A 21,378-nucleotide genomic window follows, 5' to 3' on the forward strand; every position below is an offset into this window, starting at 1 on the left:
AGGCAATTTTCCCAGTTACAATAGACAATATTAGAAGATGTTAACACCCACCGGGAAATTGGTCATGTTCCAAAGTGCACCTTATCCGGCCTTTTTAGAAGGAAAACAATTATGGCAAAGCAGCCTGAAGATTGGCTCGACAATTATCCTGCTGAAGAGGAAGAAGAAGAGATAATCTGGGTCAGTAAAAGTGAAATCAAGCGGGATGCGGAAGAGCTTAAAAAGCTGGGAGCAGAACTGGTTGAACTGAGCAAAAGCGAACTGGAGCGCATCCCGTTGGATGAAGATTTGCTGGCCGCTATTGAGCTGGCACAGAGAATCAAACGTGAAGGTCGCCGTCGCCAGTTACAATTGATAGGCAAGCTATTGCGTGCCCGCGATCCAGAGCCAATTACTATCGCATTGGATAAACTGAAAAACCGGCATAACCAGCAGGTTGTGATCCTGCACAAATTGGAAGAACTGCGGGATAAATTACTGGAAAGTGACAACGCGCTTGAAGAAGTTGTGACACTCTATCCGCATACAGATCGCCAGCAACTACGGACGCTGGTGCGTAATGCCAAAAAAGAGAAAGCAGCGAACAAACCACCAAAATCCTATCGACAGATTTTTCAGTACCTGAAAGAATTATCTGGAACAGTATGATACTCTGATCGCCATTTCTTAAAGAAATGGCGGTAACTTTCTTTTCTCTTGTCCCACCATCATATTAAAATTGCTTAATTTAACACTTCCGGTTAAATATTACGAAAATGTAACAAAAATGAGATAACCTTAATTGCTTTTCATTATCTGAACTCGCATAAAGGATATTTCACATGCCTCTCGTTGTTATTCCAGATGATTATCAATCTGCAACAAAACAGATTCAGGCTTTATATCAAAACCGTGATTTTGACGTCGTCAGCCTCGGTGCAATTGATCGCGACCCGAAAGCCAGTGAGTTACTCTCTAAGGCTGACGCACTGATATTGATCCGTGAAAGAACAATTATTGATGAGAAGTTCTTATCTAAAACTCCCAACTTAAAACTGATCAGCCAGACAGGAAAGGTGGCTTACAATATCGATCTGGATTTATGTAAACAGAGGGGAATTGCTGTCGTAGAAGGAGCCGGTTCTCCTGTTGCCGCAGCGGAGTTAACCTGGTTGTTAATTCAAAGTTCCATCCGCAAATTCGTCGCTTTAGTGGAGTCGATGAGAAAAGGTCAATGGCAAACTGAACTGGGGGATACCGTGGCTGAAAAAACCCTTGGTATTCTCGGGTATGGAAATATTGGTCAACGGGTTGCCAGATATGCACGGGCATTTGATATGAAGGTTCAGGTGTGGGGTTCAGAACGCTCACAGGAAAAAGCCCGTCAGGATGGCCTGATTGTTCCTCAGTCACGTGAAGATTTCTTTAAAACATCGGATGTTATTACCCTGCATCAGCGTCTGGTTAAAGAGACGACAGGTAATGTCACATTGACTGATCTTACTCATATGAAAAACAGTGCGGTATTAGTCAATACAGCAAGATCAGCGCTTATAGAAGCAGGCGCTCTAGAGAAAGCGCTTGATCTGGGTACGCCGGGCTTTGCTGCATTGGATGTTTTTGATGTTGAACCAATTTGGGATGCCAGCCACACTTTATTAAAACGAGATAACGTCCTGTGCAGCCCGCACATAGGTTATGTCACAAAAAGCTGCTACGACATCTATTTTGACAGCGCATTTAAGAATGTTGAGCGTTATTTTTCTGGCGATGAAAGTCACGTTGTGAATAAATAACCGCTGGTTCTATATAGAAACACCGCCACATTTCAGCCAATGTAGCGGTGTAATATACACAATGGATTTCAAGATGCGTCGCGGCGGCAAGGGAGTTCATCCCCAGGAGCATAGATAACTATGTGACTGGGATGAACGAGCGCAGCCAACAAAGAGGCAACTTGAAAGACGAAGTGTATAAGAAGGGAAAAGTTAATTCATCACATCAAACTTTAGTTCCCCTTCCAGCTCTTCTTCGGCTTCCTCAAATAAAAGCACCAGCGCTGCAAAATGTGGTTTTTTCTGCACATCCAGATGGATAAAGGTAATATCAACAGGCAACTCAATTTCACTTGTTACCACATCCCAGAGCGCATCCAAATTAGCACCAAAATGATCGCTAAGATCGAAACGCTCCCTGAACTGATTATAAAAAGTTGTTAAATCAGGGATATGGTCAAAATCGAATTCCACTTTTTTCATATTATCATTCCAGTCTTGTGAAATGGTTATAATGATCAAGCGTCAGATAGATTAGCCCATCGTTAGAATAGAGTAACCGGTCATTACCCCGACGCCCACAGTTATAATTCACATCTGCTTCAAACCACTGGCGCCCGGCCTCATCTGGCAGTTTATGCTCTCGGTTGCTGAACCTGTCCCCACCAATTGCTTTTCCCGGTACGGCTTCACATAAATTACCTTTACGGGGTTCCCAGCCCAAACGACGGGCTTGTTTCTTCGTAATGTAATAATCAGGCAATTTGTGATGCTGTTTCAGATAGCTCGCAACCCGATGCTGTTCAGTCAGAACATCAATGTGCAGACTGGTTGTCTCTTCCGCTATCACCGTATTTTTCGGTGTTTTCCCGCTACCAGGTAATCCCATGTCTTTAAAAAAGACAATAGAGATAACAGCCAGAAGCAGCAGGACACCTGCCAGTACGCTCTTTTTCATAATGACCTCTTTACACTTCGTCTTTCAAGTTGCCTCTTTGTTGGCTGCGCTAGCTCACCCCGGTCACCGTTTTTATCAACATACGGTTATCTATGCTCCCGGGGATTACTGAGAGGCTCCTGCCTCTCACCGGAGGCCAGCCTTTGGCTGGGCAAATTCGTTCCCGACGAATTTGTCTCTCCCTTGCCGCCGCGAAGCATCTTGAAATCCATTGTGTAGATTAAGCGGCTCCAAAAAGTGTCAAGCTGTTCCGCCTACGGTCAGGTTATCCAGTTTCAATGTAGGCTGCCCAACTCCCACGGGAACACTTTGACCTTCTTTACCACATACACCAACACCTTTATCAAGGGCTAAATCATTACCAACCATGGAAATCTGCTGCATTGCCTCAATGCCTGAGCCAATCAGAGTTGCTCCTTTTACTGGTTTGGTGATCCTACCGTTTTCAATCAAATACGCTTCTGATGTCGAGAAGACAAACTTACCTGACGTGATATCCACCTGACCACCGCCAAAATTCGGTGCATACAGACCACGATCAACACTGGCAATAATTTCTTCTGGTGTAGAGTTACCCGCCAGCATGTAGGTGTTAGTCATACGTGGCATAGGCAAATGGGCATAAGATTCACGACGACCGTTCCCTGTCGGAGCAACCCCCATCAAACGCGCATTGAGTTTGTCCTGCATGTAACCTTTTAAAATACCGTTCTCAATCAAAACATTGTATTGTCCCGGAACCCCTTCATCATCGATAGATAATGAACCCCGACGGCCTTTAATCGTGCCATCATCAACCACAGTACATAGCTCAGAAGCAACCTTCTGCCCAATCTGGCCAGAGAAAACAGAGGTGCCACGGCGGTTAAAATCCCCTTCCAGACCATGACCAACGGCTTCATGCAGTAAAACTCCCGGCCAGCCTGCGCCCAGTACAACCGGCATCGCTCCCGCCGGAGCAGCAACTGCTGAAAGATTCACTAATGCCATACGAACAGCTTCACGGGCAAATTGTTCTGCCAGCGTCTGCCCGTCTGTATCTTGCAGGAAATATTCATAACCATAGCGGGCACCGCCACCACTGGAGCCACGCTCGCGTTTGCCGTCTTCTTCGACCAGTACACTGACAGAAAGACGTACCAGCGGGCGGATATCAGCGGCCAGAGTGCCATCCGTCGCAGCAACCAGTACCTGCTCATAAACACCACTCAGGCTGGCATTAACTTCCTGTACTCTTTGGTCTTCCGCACGGGCAATTTTATCAACATGGTGCAGCAGAGCGATTTTCTCTTCCCGGCTCATGCTTTGCAGCGGATCAACTGCCGGATACAAAACGTTATGTGTCACTGCTCCCAGTGTATGGGCAGTGCCGTTTCCTATTTCTCTCACAATGCTGCGCGCTGCCTGTGCACTTTGCTGCAAGGCATTCAGAGTGATCTGATCAGCATAGGCAAAACCGGTTTTCTCGCCACTAACAGCCCGAACACCTACTCCCTGATCAATATTATAGGATCCATCTTTGATGATGCGATCTTCCAATACCCACGTTTCGTGGTAGCTGGACTGGAAATAGAGATCAGCATAATCAAGGCGGCGTTCTGCCAACTGCCCTAATACAGAAAACAAGTCGTTATGATTCAGGCCATTGTCAGTCAGTAAATGTTCACTGACATAAGTTAAACTCATAGTGTTTACTCTTTATCTAAATTTGTATTCTTTTTTATCAAAGAAGTCAGTTGCGGACGGAAGCGATTATGTTTCACCACTCTGATTTGTTCACGCATGTGAGTCAGGCTGTCTCGCCGGATATTGAGCTGGAGTGCACAGACACTCAGAGGATTTTTCTTAATAATTTCCCCCCAGCCACTCACTGCCATTGAATGCCCCCACGTTCTGCGGGTGCCGTGCACACCGACCTGTGCAGGAGCCAGTATAATACATTGATTCTCAATTGCGCGGGCACGCAAAAGTGGTTCCCAGTGCGCTTTACCTGTCAGTCTGGTGAAAGCGGCTGGTACAGAAATCAGTTCAGCGCCCTGTTCCCGCAGTGCCTGAAACAGGCCGGGAAAACGCAGATCATAACAGATAGCCATTCCCAGACGGCCGACAGGTGTATCAACAACCGTAATGTGTTCACCACGCTGATAAATGGAAGATTCATTATAAGAACCGTGTTCATCCTTGATATTGACATCAAACATGTGGATCTTGTCATAGCGGGCGCGGATTTCACCCTGATCATCAAATAATAAGCTACTGCTGGTAATACGGCTCGGATCTTCCCGACTGATCATCGGCATTGAACCAATCAGTAACCAGATACCATAATGCTGTGCAAGTTCACGCACAGCCTGCTGTAAGGGGCCTGTTCCCTGTTCTTCTGCATGTTCGCGATAAGCATCAGCATCTGCAAACAGCAAGGCATTCTCCGGGGTCAGAACCAGCTTTACAGTTTTAGGCAATTGCTTAATCTGCTGTTCAATCTGCGCTAAATTATGTTTGATGTTTGTACCACTGCATAATTGTAAGAGTGCAACATTGACATTCCTCATGACCCTTTATTCTCCTTAAGCTGACGTAAGACTTCATCAATTTTAGGTTGTTCCAGACTGCCGGTTAGTCGATAGCGAATGACTGAGATCTTGCTCCATAACGGGCCTAACACTTTCGCCGCTGCAAAAACAGCAGCACCTGCCATAGGGTTAATCGCAAAAGCGGTTGCCACACCTACTGTGGCTGATATTTCCGGGGTGATCACCAACTCCATATTGAGCTGACGCTGAATAAAGTTTATCTGACCTTTTGCATCGATATCAGCTTCCAGCCCATCAATATGGAAGTTATCCGTATACATAACCCCATTTTTTAGCTGTGCATCGCCACGCATAGAATCAAAGTTAAAATCATCACTGAATGTGTCACTGAAATCCAACTGTAATTTACGCAATAAAGCATCAAAACTGACCAGCCTCAACAGTTGTCCTGCTCTGCCTGCGCCCAGTTTCGCTATTGTGCCTTTGCCCAGTGTCCCTGTCAGGCGGCCATTAAGCGTTTTAATATCAGGCTGCCACGGCGTATCCTTCCAGTTAAGATCAAAATCAAACTTAAATGGGGCACCGGTAATGGGAATAATGAACCCGAGATAAGCGACCATATCATCTAAACTTCCCCCTGATATTTGCCCCTTAGCCCGAGTATAGTTTCCCTCATTACTTTCACTCCAATGACCGGATAATGTCAATTTACCAGCACTATTTTCTACCCGGCCATCAGTCAGAACCAGTGTGTTGCCTTCCGGTTTGATCGTTCCTGAAATTTTTCCGATTTTCGATCCGGCCAGCCAGCATTCATTACATCTCACATTAAATGTTGGCCAATGACGAAAATCATATTTTGGCGTATCCGCTGCGCTTGAAGCCAGCGAGTTACCATCATTGGCAGCGCTGCCCGGGAACACCGGATTATAATAGAGATAATTAAACGCTCCCTGCCATATCCTATCCGAATAAACCCACAAATCGCCGTCAATTTCTTCTCCGATCGCGTTAATATGCAAACTATCAGATTGTTTGCTGGCACTCAGTATAAGATTATGCCAACGCTGCCCGCCGATATTCAAAGAAGGTATTGTAATTTCAAATAACTCAGGCCAACTGAAAGCACCACCCATTCCGGATTTGGTTTCCAATGTTCCAAGCAGTGCCAGCCATTTATCACCCTCAATATCAGGTAAATTCAGTTCGAGCATTGATTTTTCAGGTAACGCGGGAATGCCATTCTTATCTGTGTTCAGAATACCCCGCTGTAAACGGGTATAACCTTTCTCCAGTGACCATTGGCTATTGAATTTATATCTGTTCCCTAATGAACCGGTAAGCCTAAGCTGATTATCATCCCCTTCGGCCTGAATATTGAGATCATTCAATTCCTGCAAAGAGGCGGTTTCCAGCCCGTCTAACGTGCTGTTGATATGTGACAAATCAGCATTGATTGCAACCTGATATTTTGCACCCTGTTGTGATAATTCATGTTGCAAACCCTCACCTTCTGAGGGAATGGCAATATTGACTTTTCCCTGCCAGTCAAGCCGCCCTGATAGCTGGCGGCGTATTTCTGACGGCAATTCCGGTAGCGTTGCCACAGGCCAGCCAGCATTCAGGTCAACATTAACCTGATAATGTTGACCTGAATGCTGCGTTGTAAACCGTAATGACAGAGGATTACCAAGCCAGCTAGTGGAAAGGCTATCACTTTGCAAGTTTCCGTTATCAAAGCGGAACTTGCCACTGAGGTGCTTCATTCTACTGTTCAGTGGCTGAATAAAGAGTTCAGTATCTTTCAGCACCACTTCACCACTGGCATCAGTTGTGCCATCTTCCAGATGTATATCCAGATGAAGATTGCCATCAACCTTGCCGCTAAGCTGTAAATTATCCAGCGCACTTCCGACAGTATCGGATAATGAACTATGGTGAAAATAGTCGTGAATATCTTTGCCGTCTCCGGAAATGTCCGCATCAATTAAGAGTTTTTCTTTATTATAATCAGCGATCACAGCAGAGATCCGGGAACCATCGACTTTACCCAGTTTCGCTTTATCTGCCTGTATCCATAACCCGTTATTACGGAAATTCAAATCAGCATTAAGATCAAACAGAGCTGGCCAGTCTGGTTGGTACTTAAATGTTGCATTGCGCAGGGGAACCCACACCTGAAATTGGCCATTGTTATGCCTGAATGGGAAGTCATGAGGGTTACCCTGAAAAATCAGCGTAGCATTATCGACTTTCCCTTTAATTAACGCTGTCGTCAGATAATCTGTCAGTGATTTTCCCATCAGGGTTTGGGGAAAATAGCGCCATGCTTCGCCTGCATCCTCGACGCGGATCCCTGCCAGCATTTCAAGCTTCGGGGGCTTATTCCTGAGTTCTGTATAATTAAAATCGCCGTTTATCCATAATGATTTGGCCTGCAAGTCCAGCCCCTGGCTCCATATTTTCAAACCTTCCTGATCACTTTTCCATTCGATCTTCCCTGCACCACTGGCAATATCAAACGGTGCCTGAAACATTTGTCGGTAATCAATGAGACTGTTTTTCAACTCAAATATGAGGTTTCCTTGCTGCTTATTTCCCGCCAGCGTGCCACTAAAATCATTCACTGAAGGCAACTCTTTCCAGCGAGACCAGCTGACATCCTGCCATTTGACAGCAATATCCGTGCTATCGGCCAGTTCAGGTGTGACATCAAGGGCAAAGCGGTGAATTAGCCCTTTTGGCTGCCGATGCTGCCAGTCATTGACGATCTCCGGAGTCACAGGCGACATCAGCGGCAACATGCCACTCAGCCGTTCGAGCTGAATATTTTCAGCCCGAATACGCCAGTGATCTTTGTTCTGATATTTATTTGCCTTCGCGATATATAAGGCGGCAAGACGACCTGCAAGCCACTGTTGACCATTAGTGTTCAGGCTTTCCAGATTTGGGATATCGAACAGCCAGCCTTCTCCCTGACGACGCATTTGCAAAAGCAGATCATGGACGGTGAGCTGATGTTTCTTCTCCCCCACATGCCAGTTGGCATACCCACGCCTGAGTTGTAAATGCCCGCTCTCGATTCTCCCGTTTTTCAGGGTAATCCAGTTAGCCAGACTAAAACGGGCATTTTCCAGGCCGGTGTTGTCTTTTAACCATCGGCTGAGCCACAACCGCATATCAATATCATCAGCCTGTAAATAGATAGTGCCGCTGTCTAAAACATGATTAATATCTTTCAGGTCAAATTTAATCTGTACAACACCTTCCTGCCCATTAATCGAAGACAGGTTAATATGCCCCTCTGCGCGATGCCGGTTGTCTTTATTCAGCCATGCCAGCTGCGGTAACAATAATCTGACTTTTTCTCCCGATGGAGTAGGAAAAGTCAGGCTACTGTCATGCAATTCGAAATAATTAAAACGTTCGAGAAACAGGGAAGATAGATTATCCGGTTTGGGTAACTGGTGTTCACTTTCGCCATCAAACAGCGGCTTATCATAATCCACCTGAAGCTGATAAAAAGAGAGGTCACGGAAATGCCAGCGCCGCTGTAATAATGAGCGCCAGACATCCAGAGAAAGCGTCACTTTTTTGGCTTTAATATCCGTTTCTTCGTTTGTTGCATGAAGATCCCGGACTTCCAACTGTGGACCAAATGGCTCCCAGCGACCACTGATATAACCTATCTTGACGGAAACATCGGTCAACGCTGAAATATGGCGCGCCAATTGCTGGCGATAATCATTAATATGAGGCAGGAAAAAACGTAACCCGCTGACAAACAAAGCCACAATGATAATGATTATTGCGGCTGTCGCTAATAATATCCCGAGCAGTCGCTTCACTCATTTCTCCTTGATTGTCAGCACGTTATACTCGTCGTCTTTCAAGCTGCCTCTTTGTTGGCTACGCTCGTTCACCCCAGTCGCATAGTTATCTATGCTCAGGGGATTCTCTCCCTTGCCGCCGCGATGCAACTTGAAATCCATAGAGTATGTTATTTACTCAAAAAATTTAAGGTTACATCATAACAACATCAAATTGTTCCTGACTGTACAGCTGTTCAGCCTGTACTTTTACGGATTTACCAACAAAGATTTCCACCTCAGCCAGAGCGTGAGAGTGTTCTCCTTTAAGGGCTTCACTCACAGCATGGGAAGAATAGACCAGAAAACGATCTGCATTAATGGCGCGATGAACACGTACAATTTCCCGTAAAATTTCATAGCATACCGTTTCAACAGATTTTACGGTGCCGCGCCCCTGACAAGTCGGGCAATTATCACATAAAATATGTTCAAGGCTTTCCCGCGTGCGTTTGCGTGTCATTTCCACCAGACCAAGCTGAGAAAAACCATTGATGGTGGTTTTCACGCGGTCTTTACTTAGAGCCTGTTCCAAAGAAGCGAGGACCCGACGACGGTGTTCCCCGTCAGCCATATCGATAAAATCAATAATAATGATCCCGCCCAGATTGCGTAGCCTCAACTGACGCGCAATCGCCTGAGTCGCTTCAATATTAGTATTAAAGATAGTCTCTTCCAGATTCCTATGCCCAACAAAAGCACCGGTATTAATATCAATGGTCGTCATGGCTTCAGTTTGATCGATAATCAGATAGCCACCCGACTTTAATTCTACTTTGCGCTCCAGTGCGCGCTGAATTTCCGTTTCCACGCCACAGAGATCAAATATCGGCTGATTTCCCTGATAATGTTCCAGCTTGGCATTCATTTCAGGGATATACTCATCAATAAACTCCTGCACTTGCAGGTAGGTCTGGCGGGAGTCAACCCGGATGCGATCAAGAGAATCTTCGGCAAAATCACGTAAAATACGCTGTGCTAATGCCAGCTCACCATAAACCTTAGTCTTCGTGATATTCCGTTTTTTACGCTCAATAACTTTGCTCCACAGGCGCTTCAAAAATGCAGCATCCTGCTCAATCTCCTCTTTTCTTACCCCTTCTGCGGCAGTGCGGATAATAAACCCGCCATGTTCATCACAATAATCCATCACGATGGATTTCAGCCGATCGCGCTCTTCTCCGCTTTCAATTCGCTGAGAAACACCAACATGGGAGGCCCCCGGCATAAAAACCAGATAGCGTGAAGGCAGGGTGATATCGGTTGTCAGGCGTGCTCCTTTGGTGCCGAGGGGATCTTTGACGACCTGAACGAGCAGATCTTGCCCCTGACTGACCAGCTCAGCAATATCCCTGACATTAAAGTTTTTCCGCTCCTCGCCTGCGATACATTCCGTATGAGGCACAATATCTGAAGCATGCAAAAAGGCGGCTTTCTCCAGCCCGATATCAACAAAAGCCGCTTGCATTCCGGGTAAAACCCGGCTGATACGGCCTTTATAAATATTACCGACTATTCCCCGTTTAGCTTCCCGTTCAATATGAACTTCCTGCAAAATACCGCCATCGATATAAGCAACCCGCGTTTCGGATGGTGTTACATTGACTAATAACTCTGCTGTCATAAGTGACCCTTCCCATCAGCTAACGCCAAAAATCGTGTGATTAATTCATACGTTTCAACCAGTGGCAAGCCGACAACAGCATGGTAACTGCCATTAATATTTCTGACAAAACAACCGCCTTTACCCTGAATACCGTAAGCGCCGGCTTTATCCATTGGTTCCCCAGTTGCAATATATTCCTGTATTTCACGTTGGGATAAATGGCGAAATATCACATCTGTAATCACTAACTCACTTAAGGTATGCTGACTGTTCGATAAAGCAACAGCCGTCATGACCTGATGGTGTTGTCCTGACAGCGCCTGTAACATTTCCGCTGCATGTTGCTCATTATGGGGTTTTTCCAGAATACGATTATTCAGCACAACAATTGTATCAGCGCCCAGAACGGGGAGATCATCCGGCGCAATTGCCACACCCGCCTTTGATTTTTCTCTGGCCAATCGTTCGACATACTGCTGTGGAGACTCTTCTTCCTGCCATTTCTCTTCAACCTGTGGTGTCAGGATCTGAAAATTAAAATCCAGCAGTTCCACCAGCTCACGCCGCCGTGGTGAGCCAGAAGCCAAGTAAAGAGTTTTCATAGTGAGTCATCCTTTCTGTCAGTTCATTTAAAAGCGGTTCATTTATATAAAAGCTGTTCATTAAAAAGTAGAACCCGCCTTTAACGAACTGAAAATTGACGGCGGATTTTCCGCATTAATAAGAATAGCCAGGGCCAGAGAATACCATTGACCACACCATTCCAGAATACTTCAGAATGGAAAATAGTCTGTAGGATCAGAGCGTGAGTCAGGAAAACACAGAGGTTTATCAATGTTGAGAGTATCATCACAACAAGTGATTGTTGCCAGAGTGCCATATTGCGAATGAGCTGAAATTTGAAAGCAACCAGAAAACTCACGAGGCTAAAAGCCAGTGCATGCGCACCAAGAATACTGCCCTGCAATAAATCAATCAGGATACCCAGAATAAACCCGGTGCCGACACTGATACGATGAGGAATAGCAAGCAGCCAGTAGATAAGGCATAACACTGGCAGAGTTGGCCGGAATACATCTACTTGTTCCGGCCACGGCATACTCTGTAAAACCATTGCTATCAAGAAAGACAACCAGACAACCCAGAGACCACGTCCGTGATACTGACTCATCGGTTATTCTCCGTAGCTAATGGTTTATTAACTGATGGGGCGATTGAAGGTGGTTGTCCGGCCACGGGTTTCTTTCTGTTATCCTCTTTTTTATTATCCTCTCCACCTGAACCTTCTGGCAAAGAGTGAGGTTTTTCATCAGCCGGATTTGGCAATACGTATGGCAACAACTGCTTCATGCGCTCATTTGCGGCTCGATATACTTCAGAAGGCGGCAACGGTTCAGAGGGGTTATTATCCGGTCCCCATACCAGCAGCAGATAACGCAGGCGGCGTAATTCAGCCAAAGGACGGGCGTGAATAACAGTATGAGCCCGCTGATTATCTATCTTGACAGAAGAGACCACTGCTACAGGATAACCTTCAGGGAATCTTCCCCCCAGACCAGAAGTCACCAGTTCATCGCCGACCCGGATATCCGTGTCACTCGGTAATGGTTCAAGGTGCAGATCATCGGCACAGCCTGTACCACCAGCGATCACCCGGATATCATTGCGTAATACCTGAACCGGCAAGGCGTGAATCGGATCGCAAATCAGTAACACCCGGCTACTTAGCTGGCTTACTGAAACAACCTGCCCGACAACACCGCGATCACTAACAACCGGTTGCCCTTCATAAACACCATCTTTTGCGCCTTTATCAATAACAATTTGATCGCGATACGGATCCAGACCACGGGCAATGACCTGAGTAGCCATCATGTGTTCATCATGACGCAAAGGTGAACCGAGTAATGAACGTAACCGGATATTCTCCTGTTTTAATTGACCCAGCAGTAATAACTTGCTGTCCTTCAACCGCAATTCATTGCGCAAGGAGTAATTTTCCAGTTCAAGTTGTTTGCGGGCAGTCAGAGAATCAGAAATACCATCTAAAAACTGGCGGGGACCATTGGCAAGAAAATAAAAAGGACTCACTGCCGTATCCATATAGCTACGGACTTTATGGAAAAAATCAAACCTGCTGTCTACCACAACCAGAATAATGGCAATAGCAACAGCAAAAAAGAGTCGTAATTGTAGGGAGGGCCCTCTGCTGAAAATTGGCTTCATAAGTTGCGCATTATTGAGCGGTTTCGTGTCATAAACAATAAAAGAGTCATAAACGATACACTTTTGGATAAACAGCAAGGAGGCACTGATAAACACGCCTCCCAGCTCGCAGAGTTACTTTCAGTCTTCGCTGAATAAATCGCCACCGTGCATGTCGATCATTTCCAGCGCTTTACCGCCACCTCTGGCAACACAGGTCAGTGGATCTTCAGCCACAATCACGGGAATACCTGTTTCTTCCATCAGCAAGCGATCAAGATTGCGTAACAGTGCGCCACCACCGGTCAGCACCATACCACGTTCTGAAATATCAGAAGCCAGCTCTGGCGGGCACTGTTCCAGTGCTACCATAACGGCACTGACAATACCGGTCAGCGGCTCTTGCAGGGCTTCCAGAATTTCATTGGAATTCAGTGTGAAACTACGTGGTACACCTTCAGCAAGGTTACGGCCACGTACTTCGATTTCGCGGACTTCATCTGTTGGGTACGCAGAACCAATTTCATGTTTAATGCGTTCTGCGGTTGCTTCACCAATCAGCGAGCCGTAGTTGCGGCGGACATAATTGATAACTGCTTCATCAAAGCGATCCCCGCCGATACGGACAGAAGAAGAATAGACAACGCCATTGAGGGAGATAACTGCAACTTCTGTTGTACCACCACCGATATCAACAACCATTGAACCCGTTGCTTCTGAAACGGGCAAACCTGCACCGATTGCCGCCGCCATTGGCTCTTCAATCAGAAAGACTTCGCGTGCTCCTGCACTTTGGGCTGATTCACGAATAGCCCGACGCTCAACCTGCGTCGCCCCGACTGGTACACAAACCAGCACGCGCGGGCTAGGACGCATAAAACTGTTGTTATGAACCTGTTTAATAAAATGCTGCAACATTTTTTCCGTGACATAAAAATCAGCAATCACACCATCCTTCATTGGTCGGATAGCTGCGATATTCCCCGGAGTACGTCCCAACATCTGTTTTGCTTCCAGCCCTACGGCTGCAACGCTTTTTGGTGAACCGGCCCTGTCTTGTCGGATAGCAACAACAGAGGGTTGATCCAAGACAATTCCCTGACCTTTAACATAAATAAGGGTATTGGCAGTACCCAAGTCAATGGACAAATCATTGGAAAACATGCCACGAAATTTCTTTAACATAACGAAAGGATAATCCTGCAAGCTGGGGACGGATGTTGTCCGTCTACTCTACCAACCACATGAAGCAGCGACAAGGCGCATCATTAACTACTTTTACTACTTCAATGAAAGTGGCTACGTTATTCACATCAGAAACACGATATTCTACGTTACTTTTTTCTGACAGAGCAGAAAAAAACTGCATAAAAATGGGTTAATTCCACCAATAACCCCGTCACTGAACCCTAAAATGTCCAAATGCCCTAAAAACCAACATTATAGTGTATATAGTGCATCCCGCGATGTTACTGATTCACTTTTTCTATGTTGACCTATAATGATTTCAGCAAGTTCAACAAAAATTAATTTTTTCTCAAATATTTTGATTTCTTTTGCCATCTCCAGCCAATATCACGCTCCAATAAGCCCGGCAAAGATGATTCATTAATTTCCCGCTTTATCTTCAGCACTCAAAAGAAAAATTGTTCTTCATCGTCACTTATAAACCTGTAATCGGCGGATAAATCTGTTGATTACTGAACCAATAAGATATAAAAACAAAGTCATTATTAATAAGTTAATTATCAATATTGAAATCATTATCAGGCATATTTATCTTTCAGCATGTACCCGGAATAAAAATCAGCAATCACTGTTTTGCGACTATTCATCACATTATTGCAGACTGCCCGTTTCTGCATTTTTAATTTTATCTATATTGAGAATGTCACAAAAAATGAAATCATGAGAATCGTGATGGTGTCATACCCAAAACCCATCAGAGGGAGAACCTATGAAAGCATTACTGCTGGAACAGCACGATACATTATCAGCTTCTATTCAGAATATTGACACAACCCAACTTCCACCCGGTGATGTCATCGTCGATATTCACTGGTCAACCCTCAATTATAAAGATGCACTTGCAATTACCGGCAAGGGAAAAATTATTCGTCAGTTTCCGATGATACCGGGGATCGACTTTTCCGGCGTTGTACGTCACTCAGAAGATCCCCGCTTTCATATCGGGCAGCAGGTTTTATTAACCGGCTGGGGTGTGGGTGAAAATCGTTGGGGTGGTCTGGCAGAACAGGCCAGAGTCTCAGGTGAATGGCTGACACCATTGCCAGCAGGTTTAAGTACCAGACAGGCTATGATTATCGGCACAGCCGGTTTCACCGCCATGTTATGTATTATGGCGCTGGAACAGGGAGGTATAACCCCTGAAAGCGGCGAAATCGCAGTCACAGGTGCCACTGGCGGAGTCGGAAGCACAGCAATTACTTTGCTCTCTCTGTTGGGATATTCTGTGGTCGCTATCAGTAGCAAACCGGAAAGTCAGGAATATTTACTTTCTCTGGGAGCAAAAGAAATTCTGCCGGTTTCAGACTTCAGCCAACCCGCTCGCCCGCTGGAAAAACAGCGCTGGTCAGGTGTTATTGATACTGTCGGTGGTACAATTCTGGCCAAATTGCTGGCTCAGGTATCCCACAACGGCACCGTAGCTGCCTGCGGGATGGCGAGTGATATCAATCTGCCTACCACTGTCATGCCATTTATCCTGCGTAATGTCCGCTTACAGGGTGTTGAGTCAGCAATAGTATCGGCTGCCGATAGACCAAAGATCTGGGAGCGGTTGCAAAAACTGTTGCCGGAATCTTTTTATCAACAGACCGCAAACGAAATTTCATTAGATCAGGTGATCGAACACGCTAATAAGTTGGTAAACAATCAGTCAACAGGCAGAACAGTAGTAAAGATCCGCTGAAACTATGCCGATAAGCGTAAGTCTAATAAAATCAAGCCCGAAAAGCTGATAAGACCAGTATTTTGCTGCTAAATGTTACGATATGTTTATAATGTCGGGCTTTATCGTCAAATTTACAAATATTGATAATAGAAAAAGATGACAAATTGCTGTCATCGAGTTATCTTGAACGATTGTTGACAGATTGCCGGAGATACCCGCACAATGGCAGACAAGTTTCGCATTTTACTCTTGAACGGTCCCAACCTGAATCTGTTGGGAACGCGAGAGCCAGAGACCTACGGCAAGTTAACGCTTGATGACATCGTCAGCAAACTGTCACAAGAAGCTCACCAGTCGGGTATTGAATTATTCCATCTGCAATCCAATGCAGAATCTGAACTGATTGAGAGAATTCATACTGCGCGGGGGAATACAGATTTTATTCTGATTAATCCTGCGGCATTCACGCACACCAGCGTAGCGTTACGCGATGCACTTCTGGCGGTGGATATTCCATTTATTGAGATCCACCTCTCTAATGTGCATGCCCGCGAGCCATTCCGCCATCATTCATATCTTTCTGATATTGCCGTTGGCGTGATCTGTGGTTTGGGTGCTGATGGCTATAGTTTTGCATTACAGGCAGCGGTCAACCGCTTGTCAAAATCCAACTAATTTACATAAATAGAGTACGGAATCACACTCATGGATATTCGTAAGATAAAAAAATTGATCGAGCTGGTTGAAGAATCTGGCATTTCTGAACTGGAAATTTCTGAAGGTGAAGAATCAGTTCGCATCAGCCGTACTACGGCTGTTCAGGGCATGCCGATCACTCAGCAATACATCTCTGCGCCTGTTCAACAGCCTGCACCCGTTGCAGCACCGGCACCTGCTGCTCCGGCAGCACCAGCCGCAGCAGAGATCAGCGGTCACACCGTTCGTTCCCCAATGGTTGGTACGTTCTACCGTTCTCCAAGCCCGGATGCGAAACCTTTTATCGAAATCGGTCAGCATGTTAATCAGGGCGATACCCTGTGCATCGTTGAAGCCATGAAAATGATGAACCAGATCGAAGCTGACAAAACCGGCGTCGTGAAGGCAGTTCTGGCACAAGACGGTCAACCTGTTGAATTTGACGAGCCACTGGTCATCATCGAATAAGCGCATCACGCGGGAAAAACCCATGCTTGAGAAAATAGTCATAGCTAACCGCGGTGAAATTGCACTGCGTATCCTGAGAGCCTGTAAGGAGCTCGGGATCAAAACTGTTGCTGTGCACTCTGCGGCAGACCGTGATCTGAAACACGTCCTGCTGGCAGATGAAACGGTCTGTATCGGCCCTGCTGCATCAGTAAAAAGTTACCTGAATATTCCGGCTATCATTTCTGCGGCTGAAATCACCTGTGCACAGGCAATCCATCCGGGTTATGGATTCCTGTCTGAAAACGCTGATTTTGCTGAACAGGTGGAGCGTTCCGGTTTCACCTTTATCGGCCCGAAAGCAGAAACTATCCGCCTGATGGGTGATAAAGTTTCTGCCATCAGCGCCATGAAAAAAGCCGGTGTACCTTGCGTTCCTGGTTCTGACGGCCCTTTGGGTGATGATACTGAGAAGAACAAATCGATCGCACAGCGCATCGGTTATCCGGTGATCATCAAGGCTTCCGGCGGCGGCGGCGGGCGTGGTATGCGCGTTGTCCGCAGTGATAAAGAGCTGGAACAGTCTATTGCCATGACTCGTGCTGAAGCTAAAGCTGCTTTCAATAATGACATGGTTTACATGGAAAAATTCCTTGAAAACCCTCGTCACGTTGAAATTCAGGTACTGGCTGATGGTCAGGGCAATGCTCTTTATCTTGCTGAACGTGACTGCTCAATGCAGCGTCGTCACCAGAAAGTTGTGGAAGAAGCTCCTGCACCGGGTATCTCAGCTGAACTACGCCGCAGCATCGGTGAACGCTGTGCCAACGCTTGTATGGAAATCGGCTATCGTGGAGCGGGTACGTTTGAATTCCTGTATGAGAACGGTGAGTTCTATTTCATTGAGATGAACACCCGTATTCAGGTTGAACACCCTGTTACCGAAATGATCACTGGCGTTGATCTAATCAAAGAACAGCTACGCATCGCTTCCGGCATGCCACTGTCCATCAAGCAGGAAGATATTGTCATCAAAGGCCATGCTATCGAATGCCGTATTAATGCCGAAGATGCAAAAACATTCTTGCCAAGCCCGGGTAAAATCACCCATTTCCACTCTCCGGGTGGGTTCGGCGTACGCTGGGAATCCCATATCTATGCAGGATATACCGTACCGCCATATTATGACTCCATGATCGGAAAACTGATCACTTATGGAGAAACCCGTGAAGTGGCGATTGCGCGTATGAAGAACGCACTGGCAGAACTGATCATTGATGGCATCAAAACCAATATCGATTTGCAGATGTCCATCATGAATGATGAAAACTTCCAGAAAGGCGGAACCAATATCCACTATCTGGAGAAGAAACTGGGCTTACATGATAAGTAAGGCTTTTTTCTAACATCGCCATTCTGCATAAAATCCCATCTTTTCAAGATGGGATTTTTTATGACATGGTTTTTGTCGCACATTTTCTTCTGAATAAATCTGACTGTTACCGTACAATTCCTTCCTTTATTTTTCTGCTTTCCCGGAGAATCAATGGACAAAAGATTTGTTCAATCTCATAAAGAAGCGCGTTGGGCCGTATTCCTGACGTTAGCTTATCTTGTGGGTTGGCTACTGAGCGCCTATCTACCCAGTGATGCAACCGGATTAACCGGATTACCGCGCTGGTTCGAACTGGCTTGTTTAGCATTACCTGCACTTTTCATCATCCTGTGCTGGATGATGGTGAAATTTATCTTCAAAGAAGTTCCTCTGGAGGATGAAGATGCAAAATGAAGTCATTCTGCCTCTGGTAGGATATCTGGCACTGGTTTTTCTGCTCTCATTCTATGCCTATCGCCGCCGCCAGACGGGTGAATTCCTGAATGAATATTTTCTTGGCAGCCGCTCAATGGGTGGTTTTGTACTAGCGATGACCATTACAGCGACATATATCAGTGCCAGCTCGTTCATTGGTGGTCCCGGTGCAGCCTACAAATATGGTATCGGCTGGGTGCTGTTATCCCTGATCCAACTGCCGGCAATCTGGCTCTCCCTCGGCGTACTGGGGAAGAAATTTGCTATCCTCGCCCGCCGTTATAATGCCGTGACACTCAATGACATGCTATATGCGCGCTATCAGAGCCGTATTCTGGTCTGGTTTGCCAGCGTGAGCCTGTTAGTCGCTTTTGTCGGTGCCATGACGGTACAGTTCATTGGCGGTGCCCGCCTGCTGGAAGCCGCAGCCGGTATTCCTTACGGTACCGGTCTGCTGATTTTTGGCCTTTCCATCGCTCTCTACACTGCATTTGGCGGCTTTAGAGCCAGTGTCCTTAATGATGCCTTACAAGGGCTGGTTATGCTGTTAGGAACAGTATTACTGCTTGTTGGCACGATCTATAAAGCGGGTGGACTGTCAGAAGCGGTCTCGACACTGCGTACTATCGATCCTAACCTTGTCTCTCCCCACGGTGCTGACAATATTCTTAGCGGCCCTTTTATGGCCTCCTTCTGGGTTCTGGTCTGCTTTGGCGTTATCGGGCTGCCACATACCGCTGTGCGTTGTATTTCTTACCGCGACAGTAAAGCTGTCCACCGTGGTATTATCATCGGCACTATCGTCATGGCTATCCTGATGTTTGGGATGCACCTTGCCGGAGCACTGGGCCGTGCGATCATCCCTGATCTGACAATTCCCGATCAAGTGATCCCAACCCTGATGATCACCGTCCTGCCGCCTATCGCTGCCGGGATCTTTCTGGCCGCGCCGATGGCAGCCATTATGTCAACAATTAACGCCCAATTGCTGCAATCTTCAGCAACTATCGTTAAAGATCTCTATTTAAATTTGTTCCCGCAGCAGATCAAACAGGAGAAAAAACTCGCCCGTATCTCCAGCTTTTCTACCCTGTTTCTGGGAATACTACTGTTACTGGCGGCATGGCAACCACCTGAAATGCTGATCTGGCTGAACCTGCTGGCCTTCGGCGGATTACAGGCTGTGTTCCTCTGGCCACTGGTATTGGGCCTGTACTGGGAGAAAGCCAATGCACATGGCGCGCTAGCCTCCATGCTGACAGGTGCAATAAGCTATACCCTATTAGCCAGCTTTAGCATTAACCTCCTTGGATTCCATCCCATTGTGCCATCATTGCTGCTGAGCTTACTGGCATTCGGAATAGGAAATCTGTTTGGGAGTAAACAAATACAACAAACCGCCGCATCACAGTGACGGCGATATTTTTTAGCCTGATTTTTAATCATTTTTCATACATATCGCGTTTAAAAGAGAATTTTTATGCCTTGGATACAACTGAGATTAAACACCACGGGACAACAAGCTGAATCACTCGGTGATGAACTCGTGGAAAGTGGCGCAGTGTCCGTTACCTTTCAGGACAGCCACGATACGCCAATTTTTGAACCTCTGCCGGGAGAAACCCGTTTATGGGGAGATACCGATGTCATTGGTCTGTATGATGCAGAAACCGATATGAAAGCTGTTGTTAGCCAACTGGAGCAGGTTCCCCAGCTGGGTAAAGGTTTTCTCCACAAAATTGAACAGCTGGAAGATAAAGACTGGGAGCGCGAGTGGATGGACAACTTCCACCCAATGCGTTTTGGTAACCGTCTGTGGATCTGCCCAAGCTGGCGGGAAGTGCCTGAACCGGATGCTGTTAACGTTATGCTGGATCCGGGACTGGCCTTCGGAACCGGAACACACCCAACCACTTCTCTTTGCCTGCAATGGCTGGATGGCCTTGACCTGCAAGGTAAAACCGTCATCGACTTCGGCTGTGGATCCGGCATTCTGGCTATCGCAGCCCTGAAACTGGGAGCTAAACATGCTATCGGCATTGATATCGACCCTCAGGCAATTCAGGCGAGCCGGGATAATGCAGAGCGTAATGGCGTTTCTGAGTTACTGACACTCTATCTGTCTAAAGATCAACCTGACAATTTAGAATGTGATGTTGCTATCGCCAACATTCTGGCTGGCCCACTGCGTGAACTGGCTCCGGTTATCGGCTCATTACCAAAATCTGGTGGATTATTAGGCTTGTCCGGTGTACTGGCAAGTCAGGCTGAAGGTGTTGCCGAAGCCTATAGCAATGAATTCATTATCGATCCAATCGCCGAACAAGAAGAATGGTGTCGCATTACCGGGGTTAAAAAATAATCAACAAACTACTATTGAAAAACAGGATTATCCACTAAAATGATCCTCTGGGGGACAAATTGGTGGTAATACATACTATTTGTCATGAGAAATATAGGTAACAATAAATTTCGTCAAGAATACGTAACTTAATGTTATTAAAGGATAAATAGAAAAGTTTGAAAAAATCAACTGGAAAAATTCCGTTAAAATACCGTTTCGCTCAAAGTTTGGCCTTTCATAT

General features: G+C 46.2%; 20 protein-coding genes. 9 read left to right on the forward strand and 11 right to left on the reverse strand.

Annotated elements, in window-relative coordinates:
* Nucleotides 1-111 precede the first annotated feature (111 nt).
* Nucleotides 112-648 (forward strand): ribosome biogenesis factor YjgA, encoded by a 537-nt coding sequence (gene yjgA / locus AACX68_RS13470; RefSeq protein ID WP_099109635.1) that lies wholly within the window; start codon nt 112-114, stop codon nt 646-648.
* Nucleotides 649-821: 173 nt separating this feature from the next.
* Nucleotides 822-1,775, forward strand: coding sequence for a D-2-hydroxyacid dehydrogenase family protein (locus AACX68_RS13475; protein WP_228858055.1), 954 nt, complete (start codon nt 822-824; stop codon nt 1,773-1,775).
* Nucleotides 1,776-1,967: 192 nt separating this feature from the next.
* Here AACX68_RS13475 and AACX68_RS13480 read toward each other — a convergent pair whose 3' ends face one another.
* The 11 genes from AACX68_RS13480 to AACX68_RS13530 form a co-directional block, all read right to left on the reverse strand.
* Entirely contained in the window at nt 1,968-2,237 is a 270-nt protein-coding gene (locus AACX68_RS13480; RefSeq protein ID WP_228858056.1) for a barstar family protein, read from the reverse strand.
* Between the two features lie 4 nt (nt 2,238-2,241).
* On the reverse strand, nt 2,242-2,712 hold the full coding sequence (locus AACX68_RS13485; RefSeq protein ID WP_228858057.1) for a ribonuclease domain-containing protein: 471 nt from the start codon (nt 2,710-2,712) through the stop codon (nt 2,242-2,244).
* Nucleotides 2,713-2,952: 240 nt separating this feature from the next.
* Entirely contained in the window at nt 2,953-4,398 is a 1,446-nt protein-coding gene (tldD, locus tag AACX68_RS13490) for a metalloprotease TldD (protein ID WP_228858058.1), read from the reverse strand.
* A gap of 5 nt (nt 4,399-4,403) precedes the next feature.
* Nucleotides 4,404-5,264: a deaminated glutathione amidase gene (gene nit1 / locus AACX68_RS13495; RefSeq protein ID WP_228858059.1), complete on the reverse strand. Its 861-nt coding sequence runs from the start codon at nt 5,262-5,264 to the stop codon at nt 4,404-4,406.
* Entirely contained in the window at nt 5,261-9,094 is a 3,834-nt protein-coding gene (yhdP, locus tag AACX68_RS13500) for an AsmA2 domain-containing protein YhdP (RefSeq protein ID WP_228858060.1), read from the reverse strand. The genes nit1 and yhdP overlap by 4 nt, the downstream gene beginning before the upstream one ends.
* A 175-nt stretch (nt 9,095-9,269) precedes the next feature.
* Entirely contained in the window at nt 9,270-10,739 is a 1,470-nt protein-coding gene (gene rng / locus AACX68_RS13505; RefSeq protein WP_099122285.1) for a ribonuclease G, read from the reverse strand.
* Entirely contained in the window at nt 10,736-11,323 is a 588-nt protein-coding gene (locus tag AACX68_RS13510) for a Maf family protein (RefSeq protein WP_228858061.1), read from the reverse strand. Before AACX68_RS13510 ends, rng begins: the two co-directional genes overlap by 4 nt.
* An 80-nt stretch (nt 11,324-11,403) precedes the next feature.
* Nucleotides 11,404-11,892: a rod shape-determining protein MreD gene (gene mreD / locus AACX68_RS13515; protein ID WP_099109625.1), complete on the reverse strand. Its 489-nt coding sequence runs from the start codon at nt 11,890-11,892 to the stop codon at nt 11,404-11,406.
* Nucleotides 11,889-12,947, reverse strand: coding sequence for a rod shape-determining protein MreC (gene mreC / locus AACX68_RS13520; RefSeq protein WP_228858062.1), 1,059 nt, complete (start codon nt 12,945-12,947; stop codon nt 11,889-11,891). The genes mreD and mreC overlap by 4 nt, the downstream gene beginning before the upstream one ends.
* 120 nt (nt 12,948-13,067) lie before the next feature.
* The gene (gene mreB / locus AACX68_RS13525) at nt 13,068-14,111 is read right to left on the reverse strand and encodes a rod shape-determining protein MreB (protein ID WP_086113213.1); all 1,044 of its coding nucleotides are present in this window, start codon (nt 14,109-14,111) and stop codon (nt 13,068-13,070) included.
* A gap of 43 nt (nt 14,112-14,154) precedes the next feature.
* Nucleotides 14,155-14,295, reverse strand: a complete 141-nt coding sequence (locus tag AACX68_RS13530; RefSeq protein WP_169926627.1) for a hypothetical protein — start codon at nt 14,293-14,295, stop codon at nt 14,155-14,157.
* 588 nt (nt 14,296-14,883) lie between these two features.
* Between AACX68_RS13530 and acuI the strand changes: the two genes are divergently transcribed.
* The 7 genes from acuI to prmA all read left to right on the forward strand — a co-directional run bounded on the left by acuI (nt 14,884) and on the right by prmA (nt 21,155).
* Nucleotides 14,884-15,858, forward strand: a complete 975-nt coding sequence (gene acuI, locus AACX68_RS13535; protein ID WP_228858063.1) for an acrylyl-CoA reductase (NADPH) — start codon at nt 14,884-14,886, stop codon at nt 15,856-15,858.
* Nucleotides 15,859-16,062: 204 nt separating this feature from the next.
* Nucleotides 16,063-16,515, forward strand: a complete 453-nt coding sequence (aroQ, locus tag AACX68_RS13540; RefSeq protein WP_228858064.1) for a type II 3-dehydroquinate dehydratase — start codon at nt 16,063-16,065, stop codon at nt 16,513-16,515.
* Nucleotides 16,516-16,545: 30 nt separating this feature from the next.
* Complete coding sequence (gene accB / locus AACX68_RS13545; RefSeq protein WP_228858065.1) at nt 16,546-17,004, forward strand: acetyl-CoA carboxylase biotin carboxyl carrier protein; 459 nt, start codon at nt 16,546-16,548, stop codon at nt 17,002-17,004.
* 22 nt (nt 17,005-17,026) lie between these two features.
* Nucleotides 17,027-18,376, forward strand: coding sequence for an acetyl-CoA carboxylase biotin carboxylase subunit (gene accC / locus AACX68_RS13550; RefSeq protein WP_228858066.1), 1,350 nt, complete (start codon nt 17,027-17,029; stop codon nt 18,374-18,376).
* Between the two features lie 153 nt (nt 18,377-18,529).
* Nucleotides 18,530-18,772 (forward strand): YhdT family protein, encoded by a 243-nt coding sequence (locus tag AACX68_RS13555; protein ID WP_228858067.1) that lies wholly within the window; start codon nt 18,530-18,532, stop codon nt 18,770-18,772.
* Nucleotides 18,762-20,207 carry a sodium/pantothenate symporter gene (gene panF, locus AACX68_RS13560; protein ID WP_228858068.1) on the forward strand — a complete coding sequence of 482 codons (1,446 nt, stop codon included), beginning with the start codon at nt 18,762-18,764 and terminating at the stop codon, nt 20,205-20,207. The genes AACX68_RS13555 and panF overlap by 11 nt, the downstream gene beginning before the upstream one ends.
* A 66-nt stretch (nt 20,208-20,273) precedes the next feature.
* Nucleotides 20,274-21,155: a 50S ribosomal protein L11 methyltransferase gene (prmA, locus tag AACX68_RS13565; RefSeq protein WP_099125036.1), complete on the forward strand. Its 882-nt coding sequence runs from the start codon at nt 20,274-20,276 to the stop codon at nt 21,153-21,155.
* Nucleotides 21,156-21,378: the final 223 nt, after the last annotated feature.

It is taken from the genome of Xenorhabdus sp. PB61.4 (assembly GCF_963894935.1).
GTDB classification, from domain to species: Bacteria; Pseudomonadota; Gammaproteobacteria; order Enterobacterales; family Enterobacteriaceae; genus Xenorhabdus; species Xenorhabdus stockiae.